Genomic DNA, 26,738 nt, shown 5'->3' on the forward strand with positions numbered 1-26,738 from the left:
CCCGCACCAGGCTCACACGTCGATCGCCGAGGTGGAGTTCACCTTGCGGCGCAGCTCGTACTTCTGGATCTTGCCTGTCGACGTCTTGGGTAGCGGCCCGAAGAACACGGCCTTGGGCACCTTGAAGCCCGCGAGCAATGTCTTGCAATGCGCGATGAGGTCTTCTGCGGTGGCGGTGGCGCCGTCCTTGAGCTCAACGAAGGCGCACGGTGTTTCGCCCCACTTGGCATCGGGCTGGGCGACCACGGCGGCAGCGAGCACGGCGGGGTGGCGATACAGCGCGTCTTCCACCTCCACGCTGGAGATGTTCTCGCCGCCGGAGATGATGATGTCCTTGCTGCGGTCCTTGATCTTGATGTAGCCGTCGGGCATGCAGACGCCCAGGTCGCCGGTGTGGAACCAGCCGCCGGCAAAGGCCTCGCGCGTGGCCTTCTCGTTCTTGAGGTAGCCCTTCATGCAGATGTTGCCGCGGAACATGATCTCGCCGATGGTCTCGCCATCGGCTGGCACGGGCTGCATGGTTTCCGGGTTGAGTACCGCCACCTGCGATTGCAGGTGGTAACGCACGCCCTGGCGCGCCTTCATCGTGGCGCGGTCGTGCTCGGGCAGCGTGCGCCATTCGTCCTGCTCGGCACAGACGGCGGCGGGGCCGTACACCTCGGTCAGGCCGTAGACGTGCGTCAGCTCGAAGCCCATGGCTTCCATCTGCGCCAGCACGGCCGCCGGCGGCGGTGCGCCTGCCACCATGCCGCGCACCGGCCCACGCAGGCCCTCGCGCCAGGACGGCGGTGCGTTCACCAGCGCGGTGTGCACGATGGGCGCTGCGCAGTAGTGCGTCACGCCCTCGTCGCGCATGAGGTCGAACACCAGCTTCGGCTCGAACTTGCGCAGGCAGACGTTGACCCCCGCGCGCGCCGCGATCGTCCACGGAAAGCACCAGCCGTTGCAGTGGAACATCGGCAGCGTCCAGAGGTAGACCGGGTGCTTGGGCAGATCCCACTCCAGGATGTTCGAGACCGCGTTGATGGTGGCGCCACGGTGGTGATAGACCACGCCCTTCGGGTCACCCGTGGTGCCCGAGGTGTAGTTGAGCGCAATCGCATCCCACTCATCCGCCGGCATCTGCCAGTCGTAGTGCGGATCGCCCGAGGCCAGGAAGGATTCGTAATCGGTGTCGCCAAACGGCTCGGACTGCGGGCCCAGGGCATCGTTCACGGCAATCACTTTCAGGCCAGGAATTTCCAGCGCCATCTGGCGGGCCACGTCGGCAAACTCGGTATCGGCCAGCAGCACGCGGGCTTCGCCATGGCGCAGCATGAAGACGAGGTTGGCGGCATCCAGGCGGATGTTGAGCGCGTTGAGCACGCCGCCCGCCATCGGCACCCCAAAATGGGCTTCCACCATGGCCGGTGTGTTCGGCAAGAGCGCCGCCACCGTGTCGCCACGGCCGACGCCGGCCAGCGCCAGCGCACTGGCTAGGCGCCGCGCACGGGTGTAGGTGTCGCGCCAGTTCTGACGCACGGGGCCGTGCACGATCGCCAGGCGGTCGCCATAGACGTCTGCCGCGCGGGCAAGAAATTCGATCGGGGTGAGCGGGACGAAGTTGGCCGCGTTGCGGGCCAGACCGCTATCAAAATCCGTGGGCATTGCTGTGTCTCCGTGCGCCGGGCGCTGTTGCTTTTTGTTGGGCAACGCTATCATCTGCCGGCTCCCGCACTCTGTCACCTGAATGACAAACCGCCCGGAAACCCGCGCCACACCAAGGCTGACGGGTTTCTTACAAAGCGACGGCAGAGCCCCACGCGCCCCCGCCACCCTTTGACCGAGTGCCACGCCTGCCATGAACGCCACCCGCGCCCCCACGCCTGCCACGCCCGCCATGCAACTGGAAGGCCATGCGTGGTTCACCGCGCTAGCGCCTGAACACCAGGCCCTGGCCGCGAGAGAAACCGTGCTGCATGCATTCGAGCCCGGCGCCTTCATTGCCCGGCGCGGTGAACCGTCGCGCTACTGGATCGGCGTCGACACCGGCCTCATCAAGCTGGCCGTGTACACATCCGACGGGCGCGGCTGCACGTTCTCCGGCGTGCCCGCTGGCGGCTGGTGCGGCGAGGGCAGCGTCATCAAGCGCGAAGACCGCCGCTATGACGTGATCGCCATCCGCGCCTCGCAGGTGCTGCTGGTGCCCGAACCCGTGTTCAACACGCTGCTCGCGCAGAGCCTGCCGTTTGCCAGCTTTGTGGTGCGGCAGCTCAACGAACGCATGGGCCAGTTCATTGCCACCGTGCAGAACGACCGCCTGCTGAGCGCCGATGCACGCGTGGCGCAAGCGATCGCGCAGTTGTTCCACCCGGCCCTGTACCCGCGCACAAGCACCGTGTTGGAACTATCGCAGGAAGAGATCGGGCTGCTGACGGGGCTGTCGCGCCAGCGCGTCAACCGCGCGCTGCAACGGCTGGCCGAAGGCGGAATGATCGCGCTGTCATATCAGACCATCCGCGTGACCGACCTTGAGCGGCTGCGGCTCTTCGGCCTGTCGGAGCTGTAAGCGGCACCCCACTCTGTCACCCGAGCGACATTGCCCCTGTTGCACGCAGACTTAGAATCCTGCGACAGTCGCGCTTCACCCGCCGCCTTATCGGTCAGCCATGCCACTCATCAGCCGTGCCCATGTCCGTCTCTCGCGCCTGCGCTTTCCGTTTGCGGTGCGCGTGCAGGCCGAGCGGGGCAGCGCGTGCCTGCGCGATGCAAACGGGCGGCGCGAAGTGCGCCCGGGTGACCCGTTTGTCGTACCCGCCTTCGCGCATTTCGGCTGCGAGATACCGGGCACGGTATGGCAGCCATGCGCCATCAGCTTCAAGGCTATGCCCGACGCAGGCTGCCCGCGCATGGCCGCCATTCAGCATGACAAGCCCTGGGCGCGCGCAGCGGCCACGCTGGTGTTCGAACACCCCGCGCAGGCGTGGAACGCGACCTTGCTCAGTGACTGCTGGCAGGCCTGCCCGCGCCAGGTGCGGGCGCGTCTGTTTGCAGAAGGCGAAGCGCTGCACGCCCTGGTGCGCGAACAACGCGCCGCGTGGGCGCTGTACCAGCTGGCGCAGATGTGCGGCAGTGCCGAGCCCGATGGCGAAGCGCCGCACGCGCTGGCCCGGCGGGCCGGCATGCGCAACGTGCGCACGCTGAACGACACATGCGCAAGCCTGTTCGGTGTGGAACTGAGCGCCCTGCTGGCGGGCAACGCAGATTCGGCTGGCGGTGCGGCACACGGCAGCGCCGCCACATTGGAGCGGTGGGCGCAGCCGCTGGTGATGGCCGTTTAGGCGTTGCGCGGCAGCCGCCGCATCAATCCAAGATCACCCCGCCTCGCACGCCCGCACGCGGCGGCAGGCTGGGCTCGTCCATGATGTCGCGCACCGCATCTTCAATCGTGTTGGACAGCGCGTTGAGCGCGAGATCGTTGTCTTCCGTGCCGAACGGATCTTCAAGCTGCGAGGCGATGGCTTCATGCGCCATGAAGGTGTACGCCACGAACACCGCAAACACGGGCGTGAAGCTGCCGATGCTTTCCACCAGCCCGAACGGCAGTGCGGCGCAGAAGAAGTACACCGTGCGGTGGATCATGACCGAGTACGCAAACGGCAGCGGCGTGCCGGCAATGCGCTCGCACCCGCCGATGCTGTTCGACAGCTCGTTCAGGTTGCGATCGAACGCCAGGGCGGCATACCCATCGAGTGCGCCGGCTTGCGCGCGACGCTGCACCCATTCACTCAACCACTGCACAATGACGATGGGCCGGTAGCGCGAGCCCATCACCCGTTCGAGCAACGGCGCGGGCAGGCGCGCGGCGAGGTCTTCGCGCGCATCGGTGTGGCGCAACTGATGGCGCAGCGCGTGCGGCAGCGCACCGAGCACCTGCGCGAACTCGCGCACGTCGGCATCGGCCACGGCACCGTTCATGCCATTCGGGCCATCGCCACGCGGCAGGGTGAGCGCCTGACGCATGAGCGAACGCGACGTATTGAGCAACTGGCCCCAGAGCTTGCGCGCCTCCCAATAGCGGTCGTAGCTCGCGTTGTTGCGAAAACCCAGGAACACCGCCAGCGCGATGCCGACGAGCGAGAACGGGGTCGTGCTCAGGTTGACCGAGATGGGCAGCAGGTGCGCATGCACCGCAATGGCCACCAGCGACACGAAGAAGATCAGGAACAGGCGCGGCAGAAGCTGCGGCAGCACCGAACCGCGCCATGCCAGAAGCATGCGGAACCAGTGCAGATGGGGGCGGACAACCATGGGGAGGGTGAGGCGGGAGCTGGAGTGCAGCGATTATCGCAGAGCACCCCGGGCGTCCGACACCCTTCTTGGCGCGGTGCTGAGCGCCGCTGCGCACTGCTGCGCAGGCGCACGCTGGCATCACGGCGGGTGAATTGCCGGCAAGCAGGGCCATGCCGCGCAGTAGGCGGCAAGACTGATAAGCAGATTATTTTCAAATACCGGCCGACCCTGACCTGGCAAAAACCAAGAAAATAAAAACCAAAAATAAAAAGCAAAACATAAATCGGCGTAAAGCGAACGCACTCGCTTTACGCCGACCTAGGCGGAACCCTTTTTCAGATTCCGCACGATCAAGCCTGCGGTAAATCAGTTGGTGGCGGTGTAGCCGCCCTTGGTCCAGCTGTTGCCATCCCAGCACCACTCCGTGGTGTTGCTGCCGCTGGTTGCATACACGCGGATATGGACAGCGCTGCCGACCAGCCAGCTGGTGACGGAGACGTTATCGCCGGGCTCGCTGAAAGCGCCCGTGTACCACCCCTTCCCGTCATAGCAACGCTCGGTGATCTTGCCACCATTGGCCGTGTACACACGGATCGACGGTACTGTCCCCCACGAAGTGGCAGCGGTCTGAACGTTCGACATGTTCTATCTCCAGAATGTGATTTCAATATTCATCAGGCAAATGCAGCGAGATATTCACGGCATTTACTTCGGCCCGATTTCAGGGCTTCGGTAGCATAAGCAAATAAAGATCCGCTCGCCCCTGAGAGATAAGATGCACAGATGGAGAGAAAACTTACTGAACAGGTTACCCATTTGGCGCGCCTAACCATTATGTTGAGCGCACCATCAAAATAGTCACAAGTACCGGGCGTGGGGATTAGAAAATATCTAATCCAAAATGGCTGAAAGAGATGGCATAGGCCCCGCCTACTGCACCGCGCCAATGAACGCCGCCAGCTCCGCCGTCTTGGGGCTGGCAAACACCTCCTTGGCCGGACCGCTTTCATGGATCAGCCCTTGGTGCATGAAGACGAGCTGATCACCAACGTCACGCGCAAAGCGCATCTCGTGCGTGACCATGATGAGCGTCATGCCTTCGGCCGCCAGTTGCTTGACCACGGCCAGCACCTCGTTCACCAGTTCAGGGTCCAGCGCGGAGGTGATCTCGTCGCACAGCAGCACCTTCGGCTGCATGGCCAGCGCCCGCGCAATGGCCACGCGCTGCTGCTGACCGCCGCTGAGCTGATCGGGGTACGCGTCAAACTTATCGGCCAGGCCCACCTTGACCAGCATCTGGCGCGCAAGGTCTTGGGCGTCAGACTTTTTCATGCCCTTGACCACCACGGGCGACAGCGCCACGTTCTCGCCCGCGGTGAGGTGCGGAAACAGGTTGAACTGCTGGAACACCATGCCCACGTTCAGACGCAGCGCGCGCAGTTGCGCCGGCGTGGCCTGTGAGCCCTTGAGCACCGCGTTGTCGACCACGATCTGCCCGTCGTCGATGGCCTCCAGCCCGTTGATGGACCGCAGCAGCGTGCTCTTGCCCGAGCCGCTGCGCCCGATAATGGCGACCACCTGGCCGCTTTCCACGCGCAGGTCGACGCCCTTGAGAACGTGGTTGTTGCCGTAATGCTTGTGTACGGCGCAGAGATCAACGAGCGGCATAGAGCTTCTTTTCCAGATGAGAGGCGTAAAGAGACAGCGGCCAGCACAGCGCAAAGTACGCAACGGCCACCAGCCCGTAGATGAGGAACGGCTGGAAGGTGGCATTGGCCAGCACCGAACCCAGCTTGGACAAGTCTTCAAACCCGATGATGGAGGCCACCGCCGTGCCCTTGACGATCTGCACGGAGAACCCGACCGTGGGCGCAATCGACAGGCGCACCGCCTGCGGCAGCACCACGTGCCGCATCTGCTGGAAGTAGCCCATCGCCAGGCTGGAAGACGCTTCCCACTGGCCGCGCGGGATGGCCTCCACACAACCGCGCCAGACCTCGGCCAGATAGGCGCTGGTGTATAGCGTCAGGCCGATGGCGGCGGCAGTCCAGGGCGACATCTCGAATCCCGCCATGGACGCACCAAAGAACACGATGAACATCTGCATGAGCAGCGGCGTGTTCTGGAAGAGCTGGATGTACGCCTTGCTCACGCGCCGCAGCGTGGCGTTGCGCCCCACGCGGGCAAACAGAACCACGAGGCCAGCCGTGCCGCCCAGTGCAAAGGCCATGAGCGACAGCATGAGCGTGGCGAGCAGCCCTTCCCCCAACTTGAGAAGAATGGGCAACAGAGGGATGTCGGAGATCATGCGGCGTCTCCAATGGAGGCGGCTGCGGTGGTGGCAGCAAGCGGTGCAGCGGACACCGCAGGCGCGCGGCGCCCCACGACAAAGCGCTGCCCGATCCAGGCCAGCAACTGACGCAGCAACAGCGCCAGCGCAAAGTACAGCGCCGTCACCACCAGGTAGGTTTCAAACGCGCGGAAGTTGCGCGACTGGATGAAGTTGGCGGCAAAGGTCAGATCCTGCGCGGCAATCTGCGAGACAACCGATGTGCCCAGCATCACGATCACGATCTGGCTGCTCAGCGCCGGCCACACTTTCTGCAGCGCCGGGCGCAGCACCACATGCCGGAAGATGGCCCAGCGGCTCATTGCCAGCGCATTGGCTGCTTCCAACTGGCCGCGCGGCGTTTCTTGAATGCCCGCACGCACGATCTCTGTGATGTACGCGCCCAGGTTGACCACCGCCGTGAGCAACGCCGCCTGCCATTCGTTGATCTGCACACCCAGCGAGGGCAAGCCGAAAAACACGAACATCAACTGCACCAGGAACGGCGTGTTGCGGATGCCCTCCACATACACCTTGAACAGCGCATTGAACGGGGCGATGCGCCAGGCGCGGCACACGCCCCCGGCAACGCCGATGGCGCCACCGAGCAACGCGCCCGCCGCCGTGAGCGCCAGCGTGAAGGCCGCGCCCTGCGCGAGCTGGCCGCTGTAACTCAAGACAGCGCCAAAGTCGAATTGATAAGCCATGGAGGTCATCCGTGACCCGGCACACCTAAGCGCGCGCCGGGCCTGTGTTGCGAAGGCGTGCGCGGTTCTTACATCTTTGCGGGCAGCGGCATCTTGATCCAGCGCTGCGATAGATCGTTCAGGCGGCCATCCGTCTTCAGTTTGGTGATGATGGCGTTCACCTTGTCCAGCAGCGCGGGCTCGCCCTTGGCCACACCCACGTAGCAAGGCGTGTCTTCCACGGGGAACTTCATGTCGAGCTGGCGCAGCTTCGTGCGCTCGTTCACCGCATTGGCCACGATGTTGCCCACCGTCACCAGCTGCACCTGGCCGATCAGGTAGCTCTGCGCGGTGGCGTTGTTGTCTTCATAGCGCTTGATGGTGGCCGACGCGGGCGCAACGGCCGAGAGCGCCAGATCTTCAGTCGAGCCGCGCGTGACGCCAATCGTCTTGCCGGCCAGATCTGCCGGACCCTTGATCGACGCGTCCTTCGGACCGTACACGCTTTTGGGGAACGGTGCATACGCCTGCGAGAAGTCGATCACCTTGGCGCGCTCGGCGTTCTTACCCAGGCTGGAGATCACGACATCCACCTTGCCCGTCGTCAGGAACGGAATGCGGTTGGTGCTCGTCACGGGCACCAGTTCTGCCTTGACGCCGAGTTCCTTGGCGATGAGGCCGGCCATGTCGATGTCATAGCCCTGCAGCTTCAGGTCCGGACCGAGCGAGCCGAACGGCGGAAAGTCATTCGGGATGGCCACGCGGATCACGCCCGCTTTCTGGATGTTGGCCAGCGTATCGGCATGGGCCGGGCGCCCCGGCAACAACGCGACGAGCGCGCTGGCGGCCATGACGGCGTGGAAGAAGATGCGGCGCGAGGTGTGACGCGACAGCTGCAGAGCAAGGGGGCGGAACATTCAAAAACTCCTTCAGAAAATTCAGGAAATCGAGGCGAGGCGAAAGGAAACCGGTTCGTGCTGCATGGGTTCGGGCGTGGCGGGCGGCGCGCTCAAGTCGATGCCGCTGCGGCGCGCGGCCGACAACAAATGTGCGCGCATGGCCTCTGCGCTGGCGGCGGCATCACCCGCGGCAACGGCCTGCACGATGGCGTCGTGCTCGTGCGCGGGGTGGTCGTCTGCGCCGTTGCGGGCAAAGGGCAGGCGCAGGCTGTGGCCAATGGCGTGCTCCAACTGGCCGGCCATCGCCATCAGGCCCGGGTTGCCGGACAACTGCGCGAGCAGCACGTGGAAGTGCAGGTCCGCCTCTGCCGCGCTCAGCAAATCATTGCGCTCCAGCGCGTGGGCCAACTGCTGCTGCAGCCATTGCAGGTGGCGCAGGCCGGCGGCATGCATGCGCGCGGCGGCCAGCGCCGTCCAGCCTGGCTCCAGCACCAGACGCAGCTCAATCAACTGACGCGGCGACAGCGTGCCCAGCGCCGGCGTGGCAAACGGTCGATGCATGCGCTCGGCGCTGGCCCGGTCTGCGCCAAACTTCTGGCCGCGCACCACCACGCCCCGGCTGGGGAGGATGTCGACCAGGCCCAGCGTCTCAAGCACCGTCAGCGCCTCGCGCAACGACGCGCGGCTCACGCCCAGCGTTTCCGCCAGCTCACGCTGCGGCGGCAGGCGGCTGCCACTGGGGTAATCGCCGCTCAGGATGCGTTGCTGCAGCGTTTGTGCGACGGAGGAAGGAATGCTGTGCATGGGTCGAAATTGGAGAAAGACACGGTCGTGGTCTGACCGGTCGCCCACGGCTTATGCGAGTTTTGTGCCATGCAGCATGAAGTGGCGTGTTGAGCCGCACTACGGGTGGTTGATTGCCTGGGCGCTGCCCTTGTGCGGGGCGTGCGCTGGCGAATGAGCGCATTGCCGCTTGGACTTGGTGCGGAGCGCACCGATTTGGAACGCCCCGCCCTGCGCACCCGTGCCAAGCGCAACCGCGCAGGTCGTAAGTCAGACGCATACGCAGGCATTGCGCACCGCCAAGGCCATCTTGCGGACAGCGCAGGTTTGGTGCGTCCGGCCGGCTTGGTCAGGACGACAAGCCATGGAGATGTTCAAGAACTCTCACCAACCCCGCCATTGCCTTGACGCGCGCCGAGGCGACGTGGGATACCGCGTGTGCCAAACGGAGCACCCCACTTTGGTAGGGGGTGGCTGCCGCGCGTAACCCATCTAAAAGAAGAGCCCAGACATGTTGTTGACGTTGAGAAGAACGAGCGCGCCGCAAGACCGGCATCACCCCCTCGCGCGGAGCATGGCGGTCGGTTTGCTGAGCCTGTGGCTGGCGGCGTGTGGTGGCGGCTCGGCCGACACGCCTGCCGACTCGTCCACTACGGGGACGACTGCGCCCGTGTCTGCGTCAACCCCTGGAGCCAGCCCAGCGCCGACGCCCGCGCCGACCACGACACCGACACCTGCGCCAACGCCCACTCCTGCGCCGAGCCCTACGCCAACACCCACGCCAACGCCAACGCCAACGATCACCTGGCTCAACCCCGCATCGATTGCATGGGGAACGGCGCTCAGCACAGCGCAGTTGAACGCGACTGCCAACGTGCCCGGCACCTTCGCCTATTCACCCGCGGTTGGCACCAAGCCGGAGGTCGGCACGCAAACCCTGTCGGTGACATTCACGCCGCAGGACACGACCAAATACGCCACCACCACCGCCGTTCGAACGCTGACCGTCAACAAGGCCGAGCCGCCGGTAAGGTGGGATCTGCCCGCTGCCGTGCTGCAGGGCTCTGCGCTGACGCCTGCGCAGGTCTCTACCGCGCCCTATGCGCTGTACGGCATTGGGGGCACGGTGGACCCGGCTTCGTACACCACAGCGGACGGCGCACCGCTGAGTGCCGCCACCACCAGCACCGCCGGCAGCGTGACCCTGCAGGCCACGTTCGCGCCGAGGGACAGCGCGCACTACCGCACGGCCATGGTCAGCACGACGCTGAGCATCAAACCCGCCGCCACGGCCGCGGCCATCAACTTTGGTAGTGCGAAACAAACCATCCAGGGGTTCGGCGGCTCGGCGGCCTGGTACTACAGCAAGATGGCCGACGACCGCGTGAACGCGCTGTTCGGCACCAGCCTGACCGACAGCCTGGGGCTGTCCATCCTGCGGCTGCGCATTGCGCCCGCCGATTGGAACACCACGACCCAGACGGCCGACACCACCCAATGGACGGCGGAGCTTGCGAACGGCGCCGCCGCCCAGGCACGCGGTGCACGCGTCTTTGCATCGCCGTGGACGCCGCCGGCCAGCATGAAGATCGTCAACACAGACCGCACGAACCCGCTCTATAGCGGCCGCCTGGACCCGGCGCGGTACGCCGACTACGCCAAGTACCTGAACAGCTACATCCGGTATGCCGCCACGCGCAACGTGAACCTCTACGCCGTGTCACTGCAGAACGAGCCGGATTGGGACCCGGCGACCTACGAATCCTGCCTGTGGAGCCCCGACGAAATGCGAGCGTGGGCCGCCGGCCATGGCGCCGAGGCCGTTGCCGGCACCACAGCCAAGCTGATGGCGCCGGAATCCTTCTACTTTTCTCAGGCGACGGTGGACACACTGCTGGGCGATACCAATGCAGCCAGCAACATCTCGATCATTGGCGGGCACCTGTACGGCGGCGTGCCCGCCTACCCGGCCTCTGCCCGGAAGCTGGGCAAAGACGTATGGATGACCGAACACTTCCTGGACTCCGTCAACAAGGCCGACAACAAGACGGCCTGGCAGACCAGCATTGACGATGCCATTGCCATTGCGAAGGAGATCCACGACGGCTTTACGCTGGGGCAGTACAACGCGTACGTCTACTGGTGGCTGGTCAACTCCAACGACGCCCAGCCCACCGGCCTGATCGGCTCGGACAACAAGCCCACCTACTTCGGCATTGGCCTGAAGCACTTTGCGTACTTCATCCGCCCCGGCTACGCGCGCTACGACACCACCGCGTTGCCGCAGAAGGGCGTGCGTGTTTCTGCGTTCGGCACGCCCGCAGGTGCGAGCGTCAACAAGGCTGTGGTGGTGCTGGTGAACGAGAACGCCACGGACGTCACCTTGACGACGTCGATCAACCCGGCGGGGCGCACGGTGACCAGCCTGACGCCGTACCGGACGACGGCGACTGCTACGTTTGAGCAGCAGCAGCCGCTAAGCGTGAGCGGGAATATGTTCACCGTTACGCTGCCGGCTAAGAGTGTTACTACGTTGGTGAATTAGGGGGATTGAGGGGGCGGGGGTTGGGTTGGCGGCCACCTCGCCATACGCCGAAGGCACAGGGGTGGCGCTATATTGCTTCACCACAAACGTGGCCTCCAACTTGAGCGCATGGCGACAACTCCGACCTTCTACCCCTACAGCCCTGAGCCGCATCGCGGCATCGCACAGTCAGCGCCCGTCGCGCGGGATGTCATCAAACTGGCAATCGACGCCGAAGAGGCGCGAGCGTGGTTCTTCGAAAAGCACGCATGCCAACGGCTGCGGGAATTGTTTCCGGCCGCCATCGCGTTTTTGATTGAGGACGACTACCTGGGAGAGAAGCACAAAGCGTCGATCGCGCAGGAGCTAGCGCCAGCAACGGTGACTTGGTTGCCCGGGTACCGGATAGATGGGCGTCATGGGCGTTAGCTCATTCGCACGCAACTGGGGATGCTAGGCAGGGACGCGGCGGCTCCTGTAGCTGGCCGCGTCAGCACAAGAACGAAATTGATCTTGTTGTGCAGCTTTGCCGAGGGTCTATCTCTCCGGAGTGGCCGGGTCGACCTCCTGGAGTTCCAAGACGATCGGTCGATACTTGGAAAAGACCCAAAGGCCAAAGCAGCAGCCGGCCCAGACAATCGCAGTGAGTATTGTCGCTAGAAATACACCGACGAACGGACTGGCGATTAATGCCGTGAGGCCGTAGAGCGGCCTGCCATTCCACATCACGCGGCCAATACCGAACAGCGACAGAACCCCGACCAGCAAGCTGAGCGGCACGATCGACAGGTACAAGCCGATCGCAATGAGCTTGAGCATTGAGCCGGCGCTGATTCTTTTGACTTTGATATCACGGTACATCTGATTCCCCACCGACGCTTGCGCTACTCGATTTGTTGCGGCCCTCGCCCTTATGCGGTGGGCGGCCGCAACTCATTGATGACTAATCAATGACGCTGGACGCTAAAACTCCACGCCAACTTGCGCCATCACTGCCGGCTGTTGGCTGCGGAAGCCCGCCGGTTTGTACAGTGGCCAACCAAACGACACGTCGTAGTTGAAGGCCATGTAGGGCCCCGACGGCACGCGTCCGCGCACACCAACAACGGCGCCCACCAACTTGTCGCCAAGCAGGAATTCCGCACTGGGGCCATGCACCTTGCCCATATCGACGCCGGCATAGACAGCTTGGCCGGCCACACGCCACGCCAACTCGTTGCGCCAGAACCATCCATCTTCGGCCGCCAGCGTTAGTTGGCCGTCGAAGCCGCGCACGGTGTAGCGGTTACCGATGGTGAAGTAGTCGCTGGGCAGCACACGCGTGCGGGCGTGCTGGATAGACCAGTTGCTCGTGTACTCGAACATCTGGCTGGCCAGCTTGAACGGCCAATACAGGCTCGCGTTGGCTGTCTCAACTTGTGAGCGCCCGCCGTAGCCGGGGTCACCAACGACCACGCCTGGCACGTTGGAGTGGTCGGGCAATGTTTCTCGCCAAGCAACGCCACCATCGAGCACCACCGGGCCAAGATAGTGACGGTGCGACATCGAGGCCTCGTAGCCGACAACGTCGCGACGCTGGACGGCAATCTCAGTGTCTTGCAGATAGTTGCGATTGATTTTGCGGAAGAGCTTGAACTGCGCGCCGGTGCGCGACGTTGCATCGCGATGCAGCACTCCGCTGATACCGGCATTCACTTCAGAGCTATTGCCGCTGTAGACGATGGGCTCCTCGAACCCCGCCACCGTCTGGTTGTAGCGCGAGCGATTGGCACCGACGAATAGCGTGGCGTAGCCCACCGGCACGCTCCAGTTGATGGAGTAGGAACGCGTGCCCGCGGCGGTCGAACCTCGGTCCGTATTGGACGATGCGGAAATCGACAGTTGATCATAGAGGTGCAGCGGCGAGTCGATGACCAGCGAGCCGCTCATCTGGTACTTGCCCGTCGACTTCAAGCCCGTGTTGTCCGCAGACAGCGACGCGTGCCAACGCTTGTCAGTACCCGGCTTGAGCACGATGTCCGATTCGCCAACACGCTCACCAGGAACGATGTCAAAGCTCGTCTGCGACTGGCCCGGCAGGCGTCGAATGCTTTCCAGCGCCTGGTCCAAGTCGCGCTGGTTCAACAGGTCTCCAGGGCCGGCGAGCAACACCATCCGTGCCCAGCCGATGTTGTCTTCCGATGCATTGCGGATGGCACCAATGCGCCCTGCCAACACTTTGAGCCGCAACGTACCGTTGGCCAGGTTCTGCTTCGGGATGAGTACCCGCGAGGTGACATAGCCCCGTTCAATCAGGGCGTTGTTTGCCTGCAGCTCGATCGCCTCCAGCCCTTGCTTGCCAACACACTGGCCATTGATGGGCTTGAGCAGGTCGGGCAACCACGAGAAGACGTTGTCTTCCAGTGTGATGCCGTGGATTTGGAAGCATGGCGTTTCCTTCGGCAGCGCGGACAGAGAGATAGCCTGGGCGGGCGCGGGTGGCGTGAAGACGTCTGGGCGGGCATTGGCACGCTCACGCGCTTGCTCGGCTTGCTGCTCCTGCAGACGTTGGACTTCCGGGCCAGGGCCGGTGGGGGGCTGAGCTGCGACCTGCGCAAGCGCAATCGAACTCAGCGAGCCGACGAACAGGACGGCAGCGCGGGAAACAGCAGACAGCATGATGTGGACGTGTTGAGAGAGAAAATGCCTCAATGAGCGCGGCTTCGTGCGCGGCAAGGAATGGCAGCAATACCGCCCGTTGCCGTCGCACGAAGCTGTTTAGCGAGGCCTTTACTGTGCTGGCGCTACGGTTGCGGAAAGCGAACCAGCGCTGCCCAGGATCGGCGCGGGTACGGATGTCTTCACCAAGCCAACACCTGGGGCGAACCATGTCGAGCCCGTTACGACGTTGTCAATGTCGAACGGCAGGCCAACAGTACTGAAGTTGGACCGGCGCACGGTGACATTGAGCTTGCATGCCTGTGCATACGTCGTGCTGCCTACCGTGACGTCTTCGCGGCCGGCGTAGGTGATGGTCAGCTCCTTCAGATACCGTGGCGAGAAGGATGACGGTAGCGGATCGGTGCCCCCGGCGCGTTGCTCGAGCATCAGCAGCGTGACGGGCGTGTTCAACTGGAAGTCGGACACCGTTGGGACTATCGAAGTCAGGCCCGAATAGGTCAGCCCCTGCGAGAAGTTGTAGGTCGCCATGCGGCTGAGCACGGCGTTGCGCAACTGCTCCAGGGTCATCCGCGTATAGGTGTAGGCATAGCGATACGACGGGTCGGTATCGCCAGCGGACGGAAAGCTCACGGCCCCTGCCGGCAGGAACGGGGCGCCGGGCAGCATGTAAAGGGTATGGTGCTCGTCGCTGCCGATCACTTGATCGATGCGGTTGCGCTCGTCCAGCGCAGGGTAAGACTGGCCCTCGAACGTTTGCGTACCCAGCCCGGTCAGCGTGGCGATCTCAACCTGAACCGGGATTGTCGAGGTTGCTGTCACGGTCGCGGTCTTGCCGGTAGCGGGGAGCACGAAGCAGGATGCATCGGTCGTGGTTGCAGATCCTTGCGAAGTCGCGCTGTTGCTAGTGCCGGCGTCGTCTCCACCGCCACCGCAGGCGACGGTCATTGCCGCCGCCGCAGCTGCCAACAGGTAGGTTCGGAATTTCTCTTGCATCTTCTTCAGTTCCCTCTACTAGAAATGCTTCGCACGGCATCGCGCTCGTTTCTCGGGAGCGAATGCCGATGTAAATGGATACGGGGTCGGTGGGATTTCGGCCTGTTGGCTTCTCGTTCCAAGCGGCCAGTGGCAACCAAGGGCTTGCGTCAGTCGTGTGGCCGGCAACAAGCCCTCAAGACGCCGGACATTTCGGCGCACGTGCCAGTGGAACGGTCTCGTCCGTGCCCTTGTCATCAATGCGTTTTACCGAAACCCAGCACTGCCTGTTGCCGAATTGCACGAAGATGTCGTAGTCCTTGCCAGGCTCAGGCACGAACGTGACCGCAGGCGGCGTACAGTTGGAAGCCAACATCGTGACGGTAATTGGCTTCGCTGCGGGGACGACATATTCCTTGATGAAATCTTTGAACTGCAAACCTTCCACGCGCATGTCGGGGCGCGGGCTTTGGGGCATGCCGATCGTCACGCTGCGGGACGAGTATTTCCAGGCGGCCCAAAAACCGTCGATGACGCTCACGCGCTTCTCGTCTTGGGTATAGACCTCTTTGTAGCAACCTTCGCCAGGGCGAAACGATGCGCCAGCGCCGCCGTTACTCGACAGAAAGCGGACACGGGCGGAGGCGGCTGGGTCGTAGGTTGGGTTCTCGACCGTGACATCGTGAGTCGGCTGCGGGAGAACGGTGCAGGCGGAGGTCAGGAGCGTTGCCCAAACCATGAGGTGAAATCTAGCGTGCATATGTATCTTGCTGAGGTCTCACCGCCATACGGTGATGAGACCAGGGTGCTGAAAGTATCGTTTGCGGCAGAAAACTTTACGCATCGTCCTTATATGTCTTCTTCGCTTTTCGCCAAGAGGACTCTCCAAATGGCTGCACCCCGAGCATATGCGCCCACGAGCTGTACCCCCCTAAGGCGCACAGCACTACAGCAGTCATGAAAAGAAGGATTCGCAGTGCACTTGGTGCGACTTCCCAAGCAAGCGCCACATACCCAATACCGATACCAAGAAGAAACAACAGAACCCTAACGGCTCCCGAAAAATTTCCGTCGCGAATTAGCTTCATTGCCTTGCTCCCTTCCTACTGTCACTAAACCTCGAGTTCCACTGATTATTTATCCAATTCTTGATGTCCGAAGAGGTTTGCAATGATTTAATCGCCTCACCAGCCTCATTAATAGCCGGCGAGAATACCGGGAATCGGTCACTTGCAACCTTGACGCCAAGGCCCAAAGCATTTTCATAGCTGTACTGCCCAATGTCGGGTCGCGCGATTTGCTCGATACCGCCAGCTGCAAAGTTGACGACGCCAAAGCCAAACGATATTGCCGCCGCAGGAACACCGATTACAGGATTCGCAGAATTTGCGTAGGCCACTGCACCTGCGGTTGCGCTTACGCGACCGGCCTGCGTCCCAAAGTTGTTCGCAACGTCGGCAATACCCGTACGCCGCGCATTGAACTCAGCATCAGTCATCGGCGGTGGCAATCCGGCGAGGCAATCCGCTTGCAGCCCGCCGCAACGCGCCGTAACCGTTCGCGCGACTGGCGTCGTAGCGCCAGGAACGCTGCCATAGTCTTGCCGCGCTGAGTAAGGTACATCTCCTATCGTTTGCTTCTGGACCGTCGCAATCAGCGAGATGATGTCTGGGTCAGCTTGGGGAAGCTTCTGAACGATGTACGTGGTACCCGGCACAGGTTCCCACTTGGCACCATCATCTTGAATCTTTGTCGTTGCGGTATTTATTAGGTCTCCTTTGCCCGACTCTACTACTCGTCCGTTCATGTCGACCAAATCAGACAGCCGCATCTGATCCTCTACTTGGGCAAGGGTGTACCTGCCACCGCTCGCAGCCACGACCTTCTTGGCAAGGTCCTTATCTTGTTGATGCAATTGGCGGTTGTAGCGGTCCACGTTGTAGCCCGAGAACGCGCCGGCATTCCCGCCTACCGCCCCACCCACGGCAGTCGCCAAGGCGTTGGAAAGAATATTGCCCAGCGCTTCGTCGACGTTCTTGTTGCCAGTTGGGCTGGAGCCTGCAATTGCGCTCGACAATTCGTTGAGCTTGCCTGCCGCGAGTGAGCTCAATCCGGCGCCCGCTCCAGCGCCAAGTGCATTGCCTCCGCCCAGCCCAGCCACGGCAGCAGCGCCAGCCGCCTGCATACCTGCACGAGTTAGGCCACCCTCCTTCCAACCGTTGATGTCCGCCTGCGCTGCATTGATTGCCGCCTGATTCGCATCGGATGGGTCGTTTTTGTAGGCTTCCTGGGCCTGAGCCAGACGACCCTCGGCTTCCTTCTTCTTGCCGTCAGCGTAGTCACCGATGCGCTGCGCCACTGCCTGGCCCGCCGCCTGCGCAGCCGACATCATGTCAGCCTGGTTATTCAGCAGGTTTTGCAGGTCCGGCGTCTTGCTCACCGTACCATTCGTACCAGTCGTATCGCGGCTCAGGCTGGCCACGTCCTGCTTTTGGTTCGCCTTATCGGTGATGTTGATGGTGCCCTGCGAGATAGCGCTGCGCGTCGTGGCACTCTCGCTGCCGCTGTCGTTCTGGCTGAGCATCGGCGCACCCCCGCCGACATTTCTGCTCTTCGTCTCTCCGGGCTTCTTGTAGTTGTCACCACCGTTGCCCAGCGAGCCGCTCAGGCTGAAACCGCCACTGGACGCGCTGTAGTCCGAATGGTTCTGGACGTCCGAGAAGGTCAGCGTGCCCGTGGTCAGCTGGTTCTTGTCAGGCGTTGCTGTGCTGGCGATGACTGCGCCTTTGAGGTCCGTATTGCCCTTGACGTTGATATCGAACCCGCCTGCACCCGCCTGGATACCGGATTGCTCATTGACGCCGGCGTAGTTGCCACTTGCATTGCCACTGCTGTGGCTAAAGCTTGCGCTGCCGCCGCCCATGCTCGCGCTAAAGCCACCGCTTGTGCTTTCCTGATGCGACGTGCTATGGCTGGTGTCCTGTGTGCTGGCGACATTCAAGTTGCCGCCAATGTCGGCCAGCACCTTGTTGGCATTGACGTTGGCGCCCACGATGTTGGTGTCCCCACCACTGACGATGGTGACGGTGTCGCTCGCGTTGATGTGGGTGTTGTTCTGTGTCTGGGCATCCGAATTCGCATCACCGTGTGCCTTCGACATCGATGCCGACACACCAAAGCCGCCCGTACCGTACGAGACACCAAAGCTTGCGCTCTTGGATTCGTTCGTGCTGCGCGTGCTGTCCGTGTCCGTACTGCCCGTCAGGTTGACCTGATTGTTGGCCTGCAGCAGCACATTCTTTGCGTTGACGTCGGAGCCGACGATGTTCACGTTACCGCTGCCCGGCGTGCCGTCGCCGGTCGCCACGAACGCCGCCGTGCCACCCGCCTTGATGTTGCTGCCGTTGTGCTGGGTGCTGTCTTCGGTCTGGGTGGTCTTGCTCGACTGCGAGCCCCAGCTCAGTTCAATCTTGGCTTCCGGCTTAGCCGCCATAGCGCCAGCCGTCGCGCCAAGGTCCGCAACCGCGCTGGCGGCGGCAATCCCATGCAGTGCCGCTGCGCGCTTGTCCTGGCTGTTGCCGGCCGCTTCGGCCTGCTGCTGGACGTTCTGGATAGCGTCCAGAATCGGCGACTTCACCGCGAGCGTAAAGCCCGAACTCTTGGTTTCATGCGTCTCATCGTGGTGACGGTCAGTAGTCGCCGCATCGATGGTCACGTTCTGCGCGATGCCCGTCACGTTCTGGCCAGCCACCACATCAGAGCCCGTGATGTGCAAGTCTTTGCCAGCCTGCATGTGGACGCTGCCGTCCGTGCTACCAATCAGGCTGCCTTGCGAGCCGCGCACCGTGTCGTTGCTGGTATCGGTGACTTGGTTGGTACCGTACGAAATGCCCGCGCCCGCACTACCCAGGCCGCTCTTCTTGACGTCCTTGAAGTGCGACTCATTGGTGGCGGTGTCCGCAGTCGTGATGGTCAGGTTGTTGCCGGCGGCGAGATTCACGTCGCCCGTGCCGGCAATGGTGGCGGCCCTTGCCGTCAGGTCGCGGCCCGCCGCCACGGTCACCGTGTCGCCAGACAGCGTGGTGCCAACCGCATTCGTCTGGCCTGCAGAGTCGATGGTGTGCGTGGTCTTCGTCGATAGGAAGCCCTTCTCCGTCTGGAAGTGCTCGTCGCGCACGTCCTGATGGCTCTGGCCTGCGTTGAGGTTCACGTCCCGACCTGCAGCCACCTGAATACCGCCAGTCGCGTTTGCATACGCGGCCGTGGCGTTCACATCTTGGCCCGCACCAATGGCGAGGTTGCCACCGGTCTGAATTTGCGTGCCAGCATCCGCATACGACGAGCGGTCCGAGCGGTTCTTGTCACCCCAGACGACGTGCTCTTCGTTCGACTGGCGCACCGCAGTCAGATTGACATCGCGGTTGGCCGTGATGGTGGCATTGCCCGCCGTGTTGACGGCAACGGCCGCCAGGTTGGCGTCACGACCAGCCTGGATGGACAGTGCACCGGCGTCGATGCTCGCCACTTGGTTGATGTTCGTGCCGGTGGTCGTGATGTTCTTCGTTTGAACCGTCGTGCTGGTCAGGTTCACGTCACGGCCGGCAGACAGCAGCACCTGGTCGCCCTGGATATGGCCACCGAGGTTGTTGATGTCTTGCGTAGCCTGCGCCAGCAGCGTGCTGCCCGCCAGCGTGCCGGTGTTGACGATGTTGTCAGCCGTGACCACCGTCACGTTGCGGCTGGCGATGGTGCCGCTGTTCGTCGCGTCGCCCTTGGCGTTGAAGCTGACGTTGTTGCCTGCCATCAACGTACCGCCACCGGTGATGTCTGTGTCCTTGGCGCGCAGGTAGACCTGGGGTACCAGCACCTCCTGCTTGCTGCCATCCGCCAGCGTCACGGTCTGCTTGACCATCCAGACGATGTCGCTGGTGAGCTGCGCCATCTGGGCTTCGGTCAACGCCGTGCCGACGTTCAAGCCAAAGGCCTTGCCGGCTGCAGCGCCGTTGGCCAGCAGCGCCTTGTACTCGTCTTCGTTGCTGGTGTAGTCGCCAATGAAGCGCTGACCCGTCGCGCGGATGATTTGCTGCTGAATCAGTTGCTGCTCGTAGAAGCCATCGCCGATGCGCTTGAGCGTGGTACCCGGGTCATTGCGGAACTGCGACAGCATGGTGTCGCTCGATGTCCACTGGCGGAAGTTGGTGAAGCGCGGGTCGGTTTCCACCAGCACGCTGCTGCCTGGATCGCTGATGATGCGGTAGAGGGCGTTGTTCGGCAGCGTCAGGTTCGGCACCACGGTGCGGATAACCACGTTGCCGGGCAGCGTCACGGAAGTCGTCGCGGCACTGACGGAGCCGGCAGCGGGTGTGGCAATCGACGATGTCTGGATGCGCAGGATGCCGCTGTTGGGCACCGTCACCGAGGCAGCTCCCGGCTGAATCGGGTCGGTTGCGATGGTCATATGGTCCGCAACGCTCGTGCCATTGCCGCTGCCGACGCCCGCCTTGGTCGTCACCGCGACGGACTTAACCGTAGGTTGGCTGTTCGGCCCACTGCCGTTGGTGGGGCTCACATCCAGTTGATAGTTGGTCTGGATGGTTTGCCCTTGCCACGGCGAGCTGTCGTACTGCCGGTGGTCGGACGAGAATGAGCCGCCCCCGCCAACATAGGTGTATTGCGCGGTTCCGGTCGTCGTGACGGTTTGCGTACCCTGCATCCCAACGTTGACCGGCCGAGTGCCAATCACGTTGCTGCCGGTCAGGTCGCCGCCCGCCACCATCTGGCTGGCCACGTTGTTCACTACGCCGGCATTCAACGTCATGTTGCCGCCGGACGTAATCATCCCCGGGTCGCTTTGCGTGACCACAGTGCGGGTCACCTGCTGAGTGCCGTCGTAGATGGTGAAGCTCTCGACCTGGCGATTGCGAAGGTCGGTGTTGAATGCCGTGATGGCGTTGTTCAGCACCTGGTATTGCGCAACGGCGGCGTCATGCCGCTGCTGCCAAGCCGCCAGGTCCGCTTGATACTGCCAATACTGCTGATAGGTGCTCGGGTCTGGCTGTGTGCCAATCTCTTGAGGCGGCGCGATGCCAAATACACCCCAGATGGCGTCCGTGGTCTTATAGAGAAACTGCTCGGGATTGGTCGGCTGCGTGCAGGCATCCTGCCAGCACGGTGTCTCCGGCACATAGGCCATACCGACGCCACCACCGCCCGTGCCGTTGCTGTAGGTGAACGGCGGGCCGAAGCGGCTGAACGGATATTGTGTGGATGGCAACACCATGACGCCCACACGTGCATCACCAAGCCACTGCCAATCCGTACCGGGTGCGCTGCTGCCCGTGTTCGTCTGCATGAACATGACCGTTGTCGGGTCGATGTCCTGCGTCGACCCGTTGAGCCGATACGACACGACGTGTTGGCCGGGCGACGTCTGGTCTGTCGTCGCAAAGTGGTTGTTTTGGTTGTTGATTTGCGCGGCTGCAATGGTCAGGTTGCCATCGGCGTTGATGGTGGCCGAGCCATTGGTCACGTTCTGAGCCGAACCAGTCGCGTGGTTGCTCGCGTCGAGCGCCCCGCCAACACGCATGTTGCCAATCGCATAGATCAGCGCATGTTCCTGGTTGTTGAGCGTCTGCACACCCAGGTCCATGTCGCCACGGCTGGCGATGACGCCCGCCACGCCACTGCCGTTGACGGTGTTCGTCAGCGTGTTGGCCGCAATCGAGACCGAATCCCCATACAGGCGGCCCGTGTTGACGACGTTGTTGGCACGCACGACGGTTGCGCCACCGTCGATAAGGCCGTCGTTGGACAGCGTGCCCTGCGCGGTCAGCGTGTTCGATACCGTGCCAATCAGTTGGCCGCTTTGCGTGTTTGTGATGTTGTTGGCCGACACCGCCAGGTTGCGGCCTGCGGACATCGTGCCCGAGTTGGTGACGTTGCCCGTGGTCGTAACGGACACGTCTTGCCCAGCAGCCAGCGTGCCGCTGTTGTTGTAGTCGGACTGCAGGTTCAGAGACACACTGCCTTGCGACTGCACGGTGCCGTCACCGCTCATCCGGCCAGCCGTTACGCCCACGCTCTTGGTGCCGTTCAGGTTGCCCTGGGTGTTGGTCAATGCAGCGGTCGCCTTGGCACCCACCGTGCCTGCCGATTGAATCGAGCCCTGCGTGTTGTTGATGGACGGCGCCGTGAGCTGGGTGTTCAGGTCTGAGCGGATGACACCGGCCGTGTTGTCGAGCGACGTCGTGGCGGTGAGCGCCACATTCGCACCTTCCATGCCGGTCGTGGCCGTATTGGTGTTCTTGTTGAGCAGGTTGGCACCGGATACCGTCAGCGTGCCGCCGGAGTGCATCAGGCCGGCGGAGTTGTCGACCGTCGCGCCATTCACCGTCACATCGCTGTTGGATGCGACCTGACCGCCGGCGTTGGTGAGCGTGCCGGTATTGACCGTCAACACACCGTTGGACACCAGCTTGCCTTGGTCATTGGCCAAGGTCTGGCTTTGCACGTCGAGCGCGGTGTTCGATGAAATCGTGCCTTGCTGGTTTGTCAGCGCGTTGGCGCTGACCGAGACTGCGTTGCCAATCATCGCGCCTTTGGTATTGGCCAGCGATTGGCTGTGGGTGTTCAGCGTCGTGCCCGCCTGCATCACGCCGCCGTTGGCGTTCGTGATAGCGCCCGCCGTTGCATCGAGCGCGGCCGAGGAGGCAATAGCACCACCGGTGTTGTCCAGCGCCCCTGTGCCGGTGTTGACGGTCACATTGCGACCGGACACCGTACCGGCCTGATTACCCAGGCTTGCCGCCTGAAGCTGGATGTCTTGCGTGGCAAGGAGCTTGCCGCCGGCATTGGCGACGTTGCCGGTGCTGGTGAGCGTCAGCCCACCTTGACCGGAGCCGAGAATGCCACCGGCGGTGTTGTCCAGACTCGCTACCGTGGCGTGCACATCGCCAGTCGCGGCCAGCGTACCGCCTTGGTTGGTTACCGCGCCAGCGGTCAATTGCAGCGCGTTCGCGGCGGAAACCTTGCCTGATGTGTTGTCGAGCGCGCCTGTGCCCGTGTTGAGGGTGACGTTCTGACCAGAGACCGTGCCAGCCTGGTTGCCCATGCTGGCTGCCGCCAGCGTGGCGTCTTGGGCCGCGAGCAGCTTGCCGCCCGCGTTGCCGATGTTGCCCGTGCTGGTCACGTTCAGGGTGCCAGTGCTGGAACCCAACACGCCGGAGGCGTTATCCAGGCTCGCCACATTTGCGGTGACATTGCCTGCGCCAGCCAGCGTGCCCAGTTGGTTCACCAAGCTGCCAGCGGTGACATTGGCTACGCCGGACGCTGACACCGTACCGCTGGTGTTGTCGACCGTCCCCGTGCCGGTGTTGAGCGTGAGATTGCGTGCGGAGATGGTGCCGCCCTGGTTACCCACGGCTGCAGCGTTGAAGGTCGCATCCAGGCCGGCAATGAGCTTGCCGTTTGCGCTGGCGATGTTGCCGGTGCTGTTGATGATGAGGTTGTTCGCGCTGGAACCGAGTGCGCCGCCGGTGTTGTCCACACTCGCCACGGTGGCCGTCATGTCCCCAGCAGAAGCGAGCGTACCGCCCCGGTTGACGAGGCTACCTGCCGTCAAATCTGCCGTGCCGGAGGCGGAGACTTGGCCATTGGTGTTGTCCACCGTGCCGGCGCCTGTGCTCACCAACAGGTTGCGCGCCGAAATGGCACCACCTTGGTTGCTCAAGCTGGCGGCGTTGAATGTCGCGTCCTGTGCGGCAATCAGCTTGCCGCTCGTGCTCGTGATGGCGCCGCTGCTGTCCACCTTGAGGTTGCCGGTGCTGGAGCCCAGCACGCCCGAGGTGTTGTCCAGGATCACGACGGTGGCATGCACATTGCCATTGGCGGCAAGTGTGCCGCCCTTATTGACCAAGCTGCCCGCTTGAACGTTTGCCACGCCCGATGCCGACACCGTGCCGTTGGTATTGTCGATGGCCCCTGTTCCAGCATTGAGCAACAGATTGCGGCCAGAAACGGTACCCGCCTGATTGCCAATCGCTGCGGCATTCAGCGTGACATCCTGCGCAGCGATGAGCTTGCCACCGCTCGCGTTGCCAATCGAACCCGTGCTGTTGACGGTCAGGTTGCCGGTATTGGAGCCCAGCGCACCACCCGTGTTGTCCACACTGGCGACCGTCGTGGTCACATCGCCGGTAGCGGCGAGTGTGCCGCCACGGTTGACGAGGTTGCCAGCCTGGATGTTGGCCGTACCCGAGGCGGCCATCGAACCGCCCGTGTTGTCTACAGCACCCGCACCCGTGTTGAGCGCCAGATTGCGCGCTGAAATTGCGCCGGCCTGATTGCCAAGGCTCGCGCCCGCGAGCGCCACATCTTGCGCGGCAACCAACTTGCCGCCTGCGTTCGTGATGGCGCCGCTGCTGTTGACATTCAACGTGCCGCTGCTGGAGCCGAGCACGCCCGAGGTGTTATCCAGGCTGGCCACGCTTGCAGCGACATTCCCCGCAGCGGCAAGCGTGCCGCCCTGGTTGACGAGGCTGCCGGCCGTTACGTTTGCCGTGCCAGCAGCGGAAACGGTGCCGCCGGTGTTGTCGACCGCGCCAGTCCCGGTGTTCAAGGAGAGGTTCTGGGCGGACACCGTACCGCCCTGATTACCCAAGCTGCCGCCCGTGATGGAGACATCTTGCGCAGCAACCAGTTTGCCCTTGGCATTGGTGATGTCACCCGTACCATTAATGGTGAGGCTGCCGCTGTTGGAGCCCAGTGCACCGGAGGTGTTGTCGAGCGAGCCAGTGTTGATGCTGGTGTTGCCGGTCGAAGCCAGAAGACCGCTCTGGTTGACGACCCGCTGGGCACCCACCTGCAGCGTGGTGTTTGACGAGAGGCTGCCCGCTGTGTTGTCCAGCGTGCCGCCGGCCTGGACGGTGACGTTGCCCCCGGAAATGGTCGCGCTGCGCGTGGCCACATCACCCGTGGCGGACAGCGAGACTGTGCCTTGTGTCGCGACGTTACCGTTGCTCGCGTCAATGCTTGCACCAGTCACGCCGATGCTCTGACCCGCCAGCAGATTGCCGCTGTTGCGCACTGCACCCGTTGCGTTCAATGCCACGGTGCCCGGCTGCGTGACATTGCCGTTCGTATCCACGCCCGCGCCAATGGTGCCGCTGTTGATGACTTGCGGCCCGCTGAGTGTTGCGTTACCGCCGGCAACCAAGGTGCCCGTGTTGGTCGTGCTTCCAGACACCGTCACGTTGCCAGGGCTGGTGATAACGCCTTGGTTGCTGACATTGGGCGCAGAAATGCTGGCGTCCGCCGCGCTCTGCACACGCCCTGTCGGCGTGATGGTGACATCGCCGTTGGCAGCCAGGCTCAGGCTGCCAGTGAGCGCAGCCAGGTTGCCGCCGATGTTGACGCCCAGCCCTTGCTCGGTACCAATCAGCCGCGTGGCACCACCGCCGTACATGCTGCCCAGTTGGCCGACGTCAATAGCGACCTGCGGCGCCGGGCCCACGCCTGCAATTGCCATGGGCGTGACGCTGCCGTAGTCAACGTTGTTGGCACCCGCCACCGCATTGAGACGCTCAGCCCATACTTGGCCGTTGATGGCCATGGCCCGCGACAGCAAGTCGAGCTGCGCGCCACGCGCATCGAGGCCCGCGCCGTTGACGGTGATTTGCCCTTGCTGGACAGAGATGCTGGAGATGTTGCCCAGCGCATCAAAGTTTGGCGTGCCGGTGGTCAGCGTGACGCGAGGCGCCTGGATGAACGAGCAGCCCGCGCAGGTGATACCCGCCGGGTTGGCGACGATGAGGCTGGCTTGGTTGCCCGCGATTTCCGTGGGACCAGCCAGCGTAGAAGGATTACCGCTGGTGACCTGGTTCAGGATGACGCGCGCAGCGGTATTGCCCAGGAAGGGGTTGCCCTGCACCCAGCCAGCGATTTGCGTCTGGGAATTCTGACCGCTGTTGTTGAGCACAACGCCAGCTTGGCCGACATTGTAGTTCGTGAACGCGTTGGAGCTGACACCACCGGCCGAAGGCGCGTTGATGTTCACCACTGGTGTGCCGTTCGCCGCAACCCCCACCACGGGGTGGGGACCTGGAACATTGCGATCTGGTGTTAGCGATTGCGCGTTCAAGCCCGGCGCCACCAGCGCGGCCACCGCACTCAACGTCAGGGCGGATGCCCGGCGGCCCGCGTTGCGCCCCTTACCGGTGCTGGAAGCCGTTTCCTCCACGGCAACCAGCATGCCGCGCACGGCGTTGAAGACAGTTCGATAACACTTGGCGTTCATGATGCTTCTCTACTGACACGGCAGACGGCAACAGCGTGCTAGCGCTCGCGTGAACGTTCGCAAAGCAGGCTGGGAAATGGCACGAAGGGGCGACGCAGACAACAGGCGTGCGCCTGAAACAGCAGCCGAGGGGGCGGTTCCGAGTCAGGCGAAGGGGCGGGTCAGCGCAGGACGCTGGCTAGAGGAGTGCTGGGCCGAATGGCACAACAAGGTGGCGACGCGCGACAGCGCGCCTGAGATGGAATCTCATGCGAAAGCACTCCCTGCCCCATCGTGAAATGGAACGACACCCCGACCGGCCTCGCCCTGTCTGTTGCAG

Annotated in this window: 17 protein-coding genes; 4 read left to right on the forward strand and 13 right to left on the reverse strand. The window is 63.2% G+C overall.

From position 1 onward, the window contains the following. Nucleotides 1-12: 12 nt before the first annotated feature. Complete coding sequence (locus tag ACEN9T_RS24525; protein WP_413707328.1) at nt 13-1,647, reverse strand: acyl-CoA synthetase; 1,635 nt, start codon at nt 1,645-1,647, stop codon at nt 13-15. A gap of 193 nt (nt 1,648-1,840) precedes the next feature. On the opposite strand from ACEN9T_RS24525, the gene ACEN9T_RS24530 reads away from it, so the two are divergent. Together ACEN9T_RS24530 and ACEN9T_RS24535 are read left to right on the forward strand one after the other, a co-directional pair. After that, nucleotides 1,841-2,548: a Crp/Fnr family transcriptional regulator gene (locus tag ACEN9T_RS24530; protein ID WP_413707329.1), complete on the forward strand. Its 708-nt coding sequence runs from the start codon at nt 1,841-1,843 to the stop codon at nt 2,546-2,548. Nucleotides 2,549-2,648: 100 nt separating this feature from the next. After that, nucleotides 2,649-3,320, forward strand: coding sequence for an AraC family transcriptional regulator (locus ACEN9T_RS24535; protein WP_413707330.1), 672 nt, complete (start codon nt 2,649-2,651; stop codon nt 3,318-3,320). Between the two features lie 22 nt (nt 3,321-3,342). On the opposite strand, the gene ACEN9T_RS24540 is transcribed toward ACEN9T_RS24535, so the two are convergent. The 7 genes from ACEN9T_RS24540 to ACEN9T_RS24570 form a co-directional block, all read right to left on the reverse strand. Next, nucleotides 3,343-4,290, reverse strand: coding sequence for a bestrophin family protein (locus ACEN9T_RS24540; RefSeq protein WP_413707331.1), 948 nt, complete (start codon nt 4,288-4,290; stop codon nt 3,343-3,345). Nucleotides 4,291-4,638: 348 nt separating this feature from the next. Further along, the gene (locus ACEN9T_RS24545; protein ID WP_092974261.1) at nt 4,639-4,914 is read right to left on the reverse strand and encodes a fucose-binding lectin protein; all 276 of its coding nucleotides are present in this window, start codon (nt 4,912-4,914) and stop codon (nt 4,639-4,641) included. 288 nt (nt 4,915-5,202) lie between these two features. Continuing rightward, a complete protein-coding gene (locus tag ACEN9T_RS24550; protein ID WP_092974258.1) occupies nt 5,203-5,940 on the reverse strand; it encodes an amino acid ABC transporter ATP-binding protein in 738 nt (245 codons plus the stop codon). Further along, entirely contained in the window at nt 5,927-6,580 is a 654-nt protein-coding gene (locus ACEN9T_RS24555) for an amino acid ABC transporter permease (RefSeq protein ID WP_092974255.1), read from the reverse strand. Before ACEN9T_RS24555 ends, ACEN9T_RS24550 begins: the two co-directional genes overlap by 14 nt. Next, entirely contained in the window at nt 6,577-7,308 is a 732-nt protein-coding gene (locus tag ACEN9T_RS24560) for an amino acid ABC transporter permease (RefSeq protein WP_092974505.1), read from the reverse strand. Before ACEN9T_RS24560 ends, ACEN9T_RS24555 begins: the two co-directional genes overlap by 4 nt. A gap of 68 nt (nt 7,309-7,376) precedes the next feature. Then, entirely contained in the window at nt 7,377-8,204 is an 828-nt protein-coding gene (locus ACEN9T_RS24565; RefSeq protein WP_413707332.1) for a transporter substrate-binding domain-containing protein, read from the reverse strand. Between the two features lie 21 nt (nt 8,205-8,225). Continuing rightward, complete coding sequence (locus tag ACEN9T_RS24570) at nt 8,226-8,990, reverse strand: FadR/GntR family transcriptional regulator (RefSeq protein ID WP_413707333.1); 765 nt, start codon at nt 8,988-8,990, stop codon at nt 8,226-8,228. Nucleotides 8,991-9,825: 835 nt separating this feature from the next. Between ACEN9T_RS24570 and ACEN9T_RS24575 the strand changes: the two genes are divergently transcribed. Continuing rightward, nucleotides 9,826-11,514: a hypothetical protein gene (locus ACEN9T_RS24575; RefSeq protein ID WP_413707334.1), complete on the forward strand. Its 1,689-nt coding sequence runs from the start codon at nt 9,826-9,828 to the stop codon at nt 11,512-11,514. A gap of 108 nt (nt 11,515-11,622) precedes the next feature. Beyond that, entirely contained in the window at nt 11,623-11,922 is a 300-nt protein-coding gene (locus tag ACEN9T_RS24580; protein WP_413707335.1) for a hypothetical protein, read from the forward strand. Nucleotides 11,923-12,030: 108 nt separating this feature from the next. Here the strand turns inward: ACEN9T_RS24580 and ACEN9T_RS24585 are convergent, their stop codons facing one another. The 5 genes from ACEN9T_RS24585 to ACEN9T_RS24605 all read right to left on the reverse strand — a co-directional run bounded on the left by ACEN9T_RS24585 (nt 12,031) and on the right by ACEN9T_RS24605 (nt 26,419). Beyond that, the gene (locus tag ACEN9T_RS24585; protein ID WP_413707336.1) at nt 12,031-12,354 is read right to left on the reverse strand and encodes a hypothetical protein; all 324 of its coding nucleotides are present in this window, start codon (nt 12,352-12,354) and stop codon (nt 12,031-12,033) included. Between the two features lie 102 nt (nt 12,355-12,456). Continuing rightward, entirely contained in the window at nt 12,457-14,151 is a 1,695-nt protein-coding gene (locus ACEN9T_RS24590) for a ShlB/FhaC/HecB family hemolysin secretion/activation protein (protein ID WP_413707337.1), read from the reverse strand. 111 nt (nt 14,152-14,262) lie between these two features. After that, nucleotides 14,263-15,147, reverse strand: coding sequence for a hypothetical protein (locus ACEN9T_RS24595; protein ID WP_413707338.1), 885 nt, complete (start codon nt 15,145-15,147; stop codon nt 14,263-14,265). Nucleotides 15,148-15,322: 175 nt separating this feature from the next. Continuing rightward, complete coding sequence (locus tag ACEN9T_RS24600) at nt 15,323-15,667, reverse strand: hypothetical protein (RefSeq protein ID WP_413707339.1); 345 nt, start codon at nt 15,665-15,667, stop codon at nt 15,323-15,325. Nucleotides 15,668-16,210: 543 nt separating this feature from the next. Continuing rightward, nucleotides 16,211-26,419 carry a hemagglutinin repeat-containing protein gene (locus tag ACEN9T_RS24605; protein WP_413707340.1) on the reverse strand — a complete coding sequence of 3,403 codons (10,209 nt, stop codon included), beginning with the start codon at nt 26,417-26,419 and terminating at the stop codon, nt 16,211-16,213. Nucleotides 26,420-26,738 lie beyond the last annotated feature (319 nt).

Origin of the sequence: Ralstonia sp. Ralssp110, assembly GCF_047325135.1 — a bacterium.
In the GTDB taxonomy this organism is placed as follows: domain Bacteria; phylum Pseudomonadota; class Gammaproteobacteria; order Burkholderiales; family Burkholderiaceae; genus Ralstonia; species Ralstonia mojiangensis.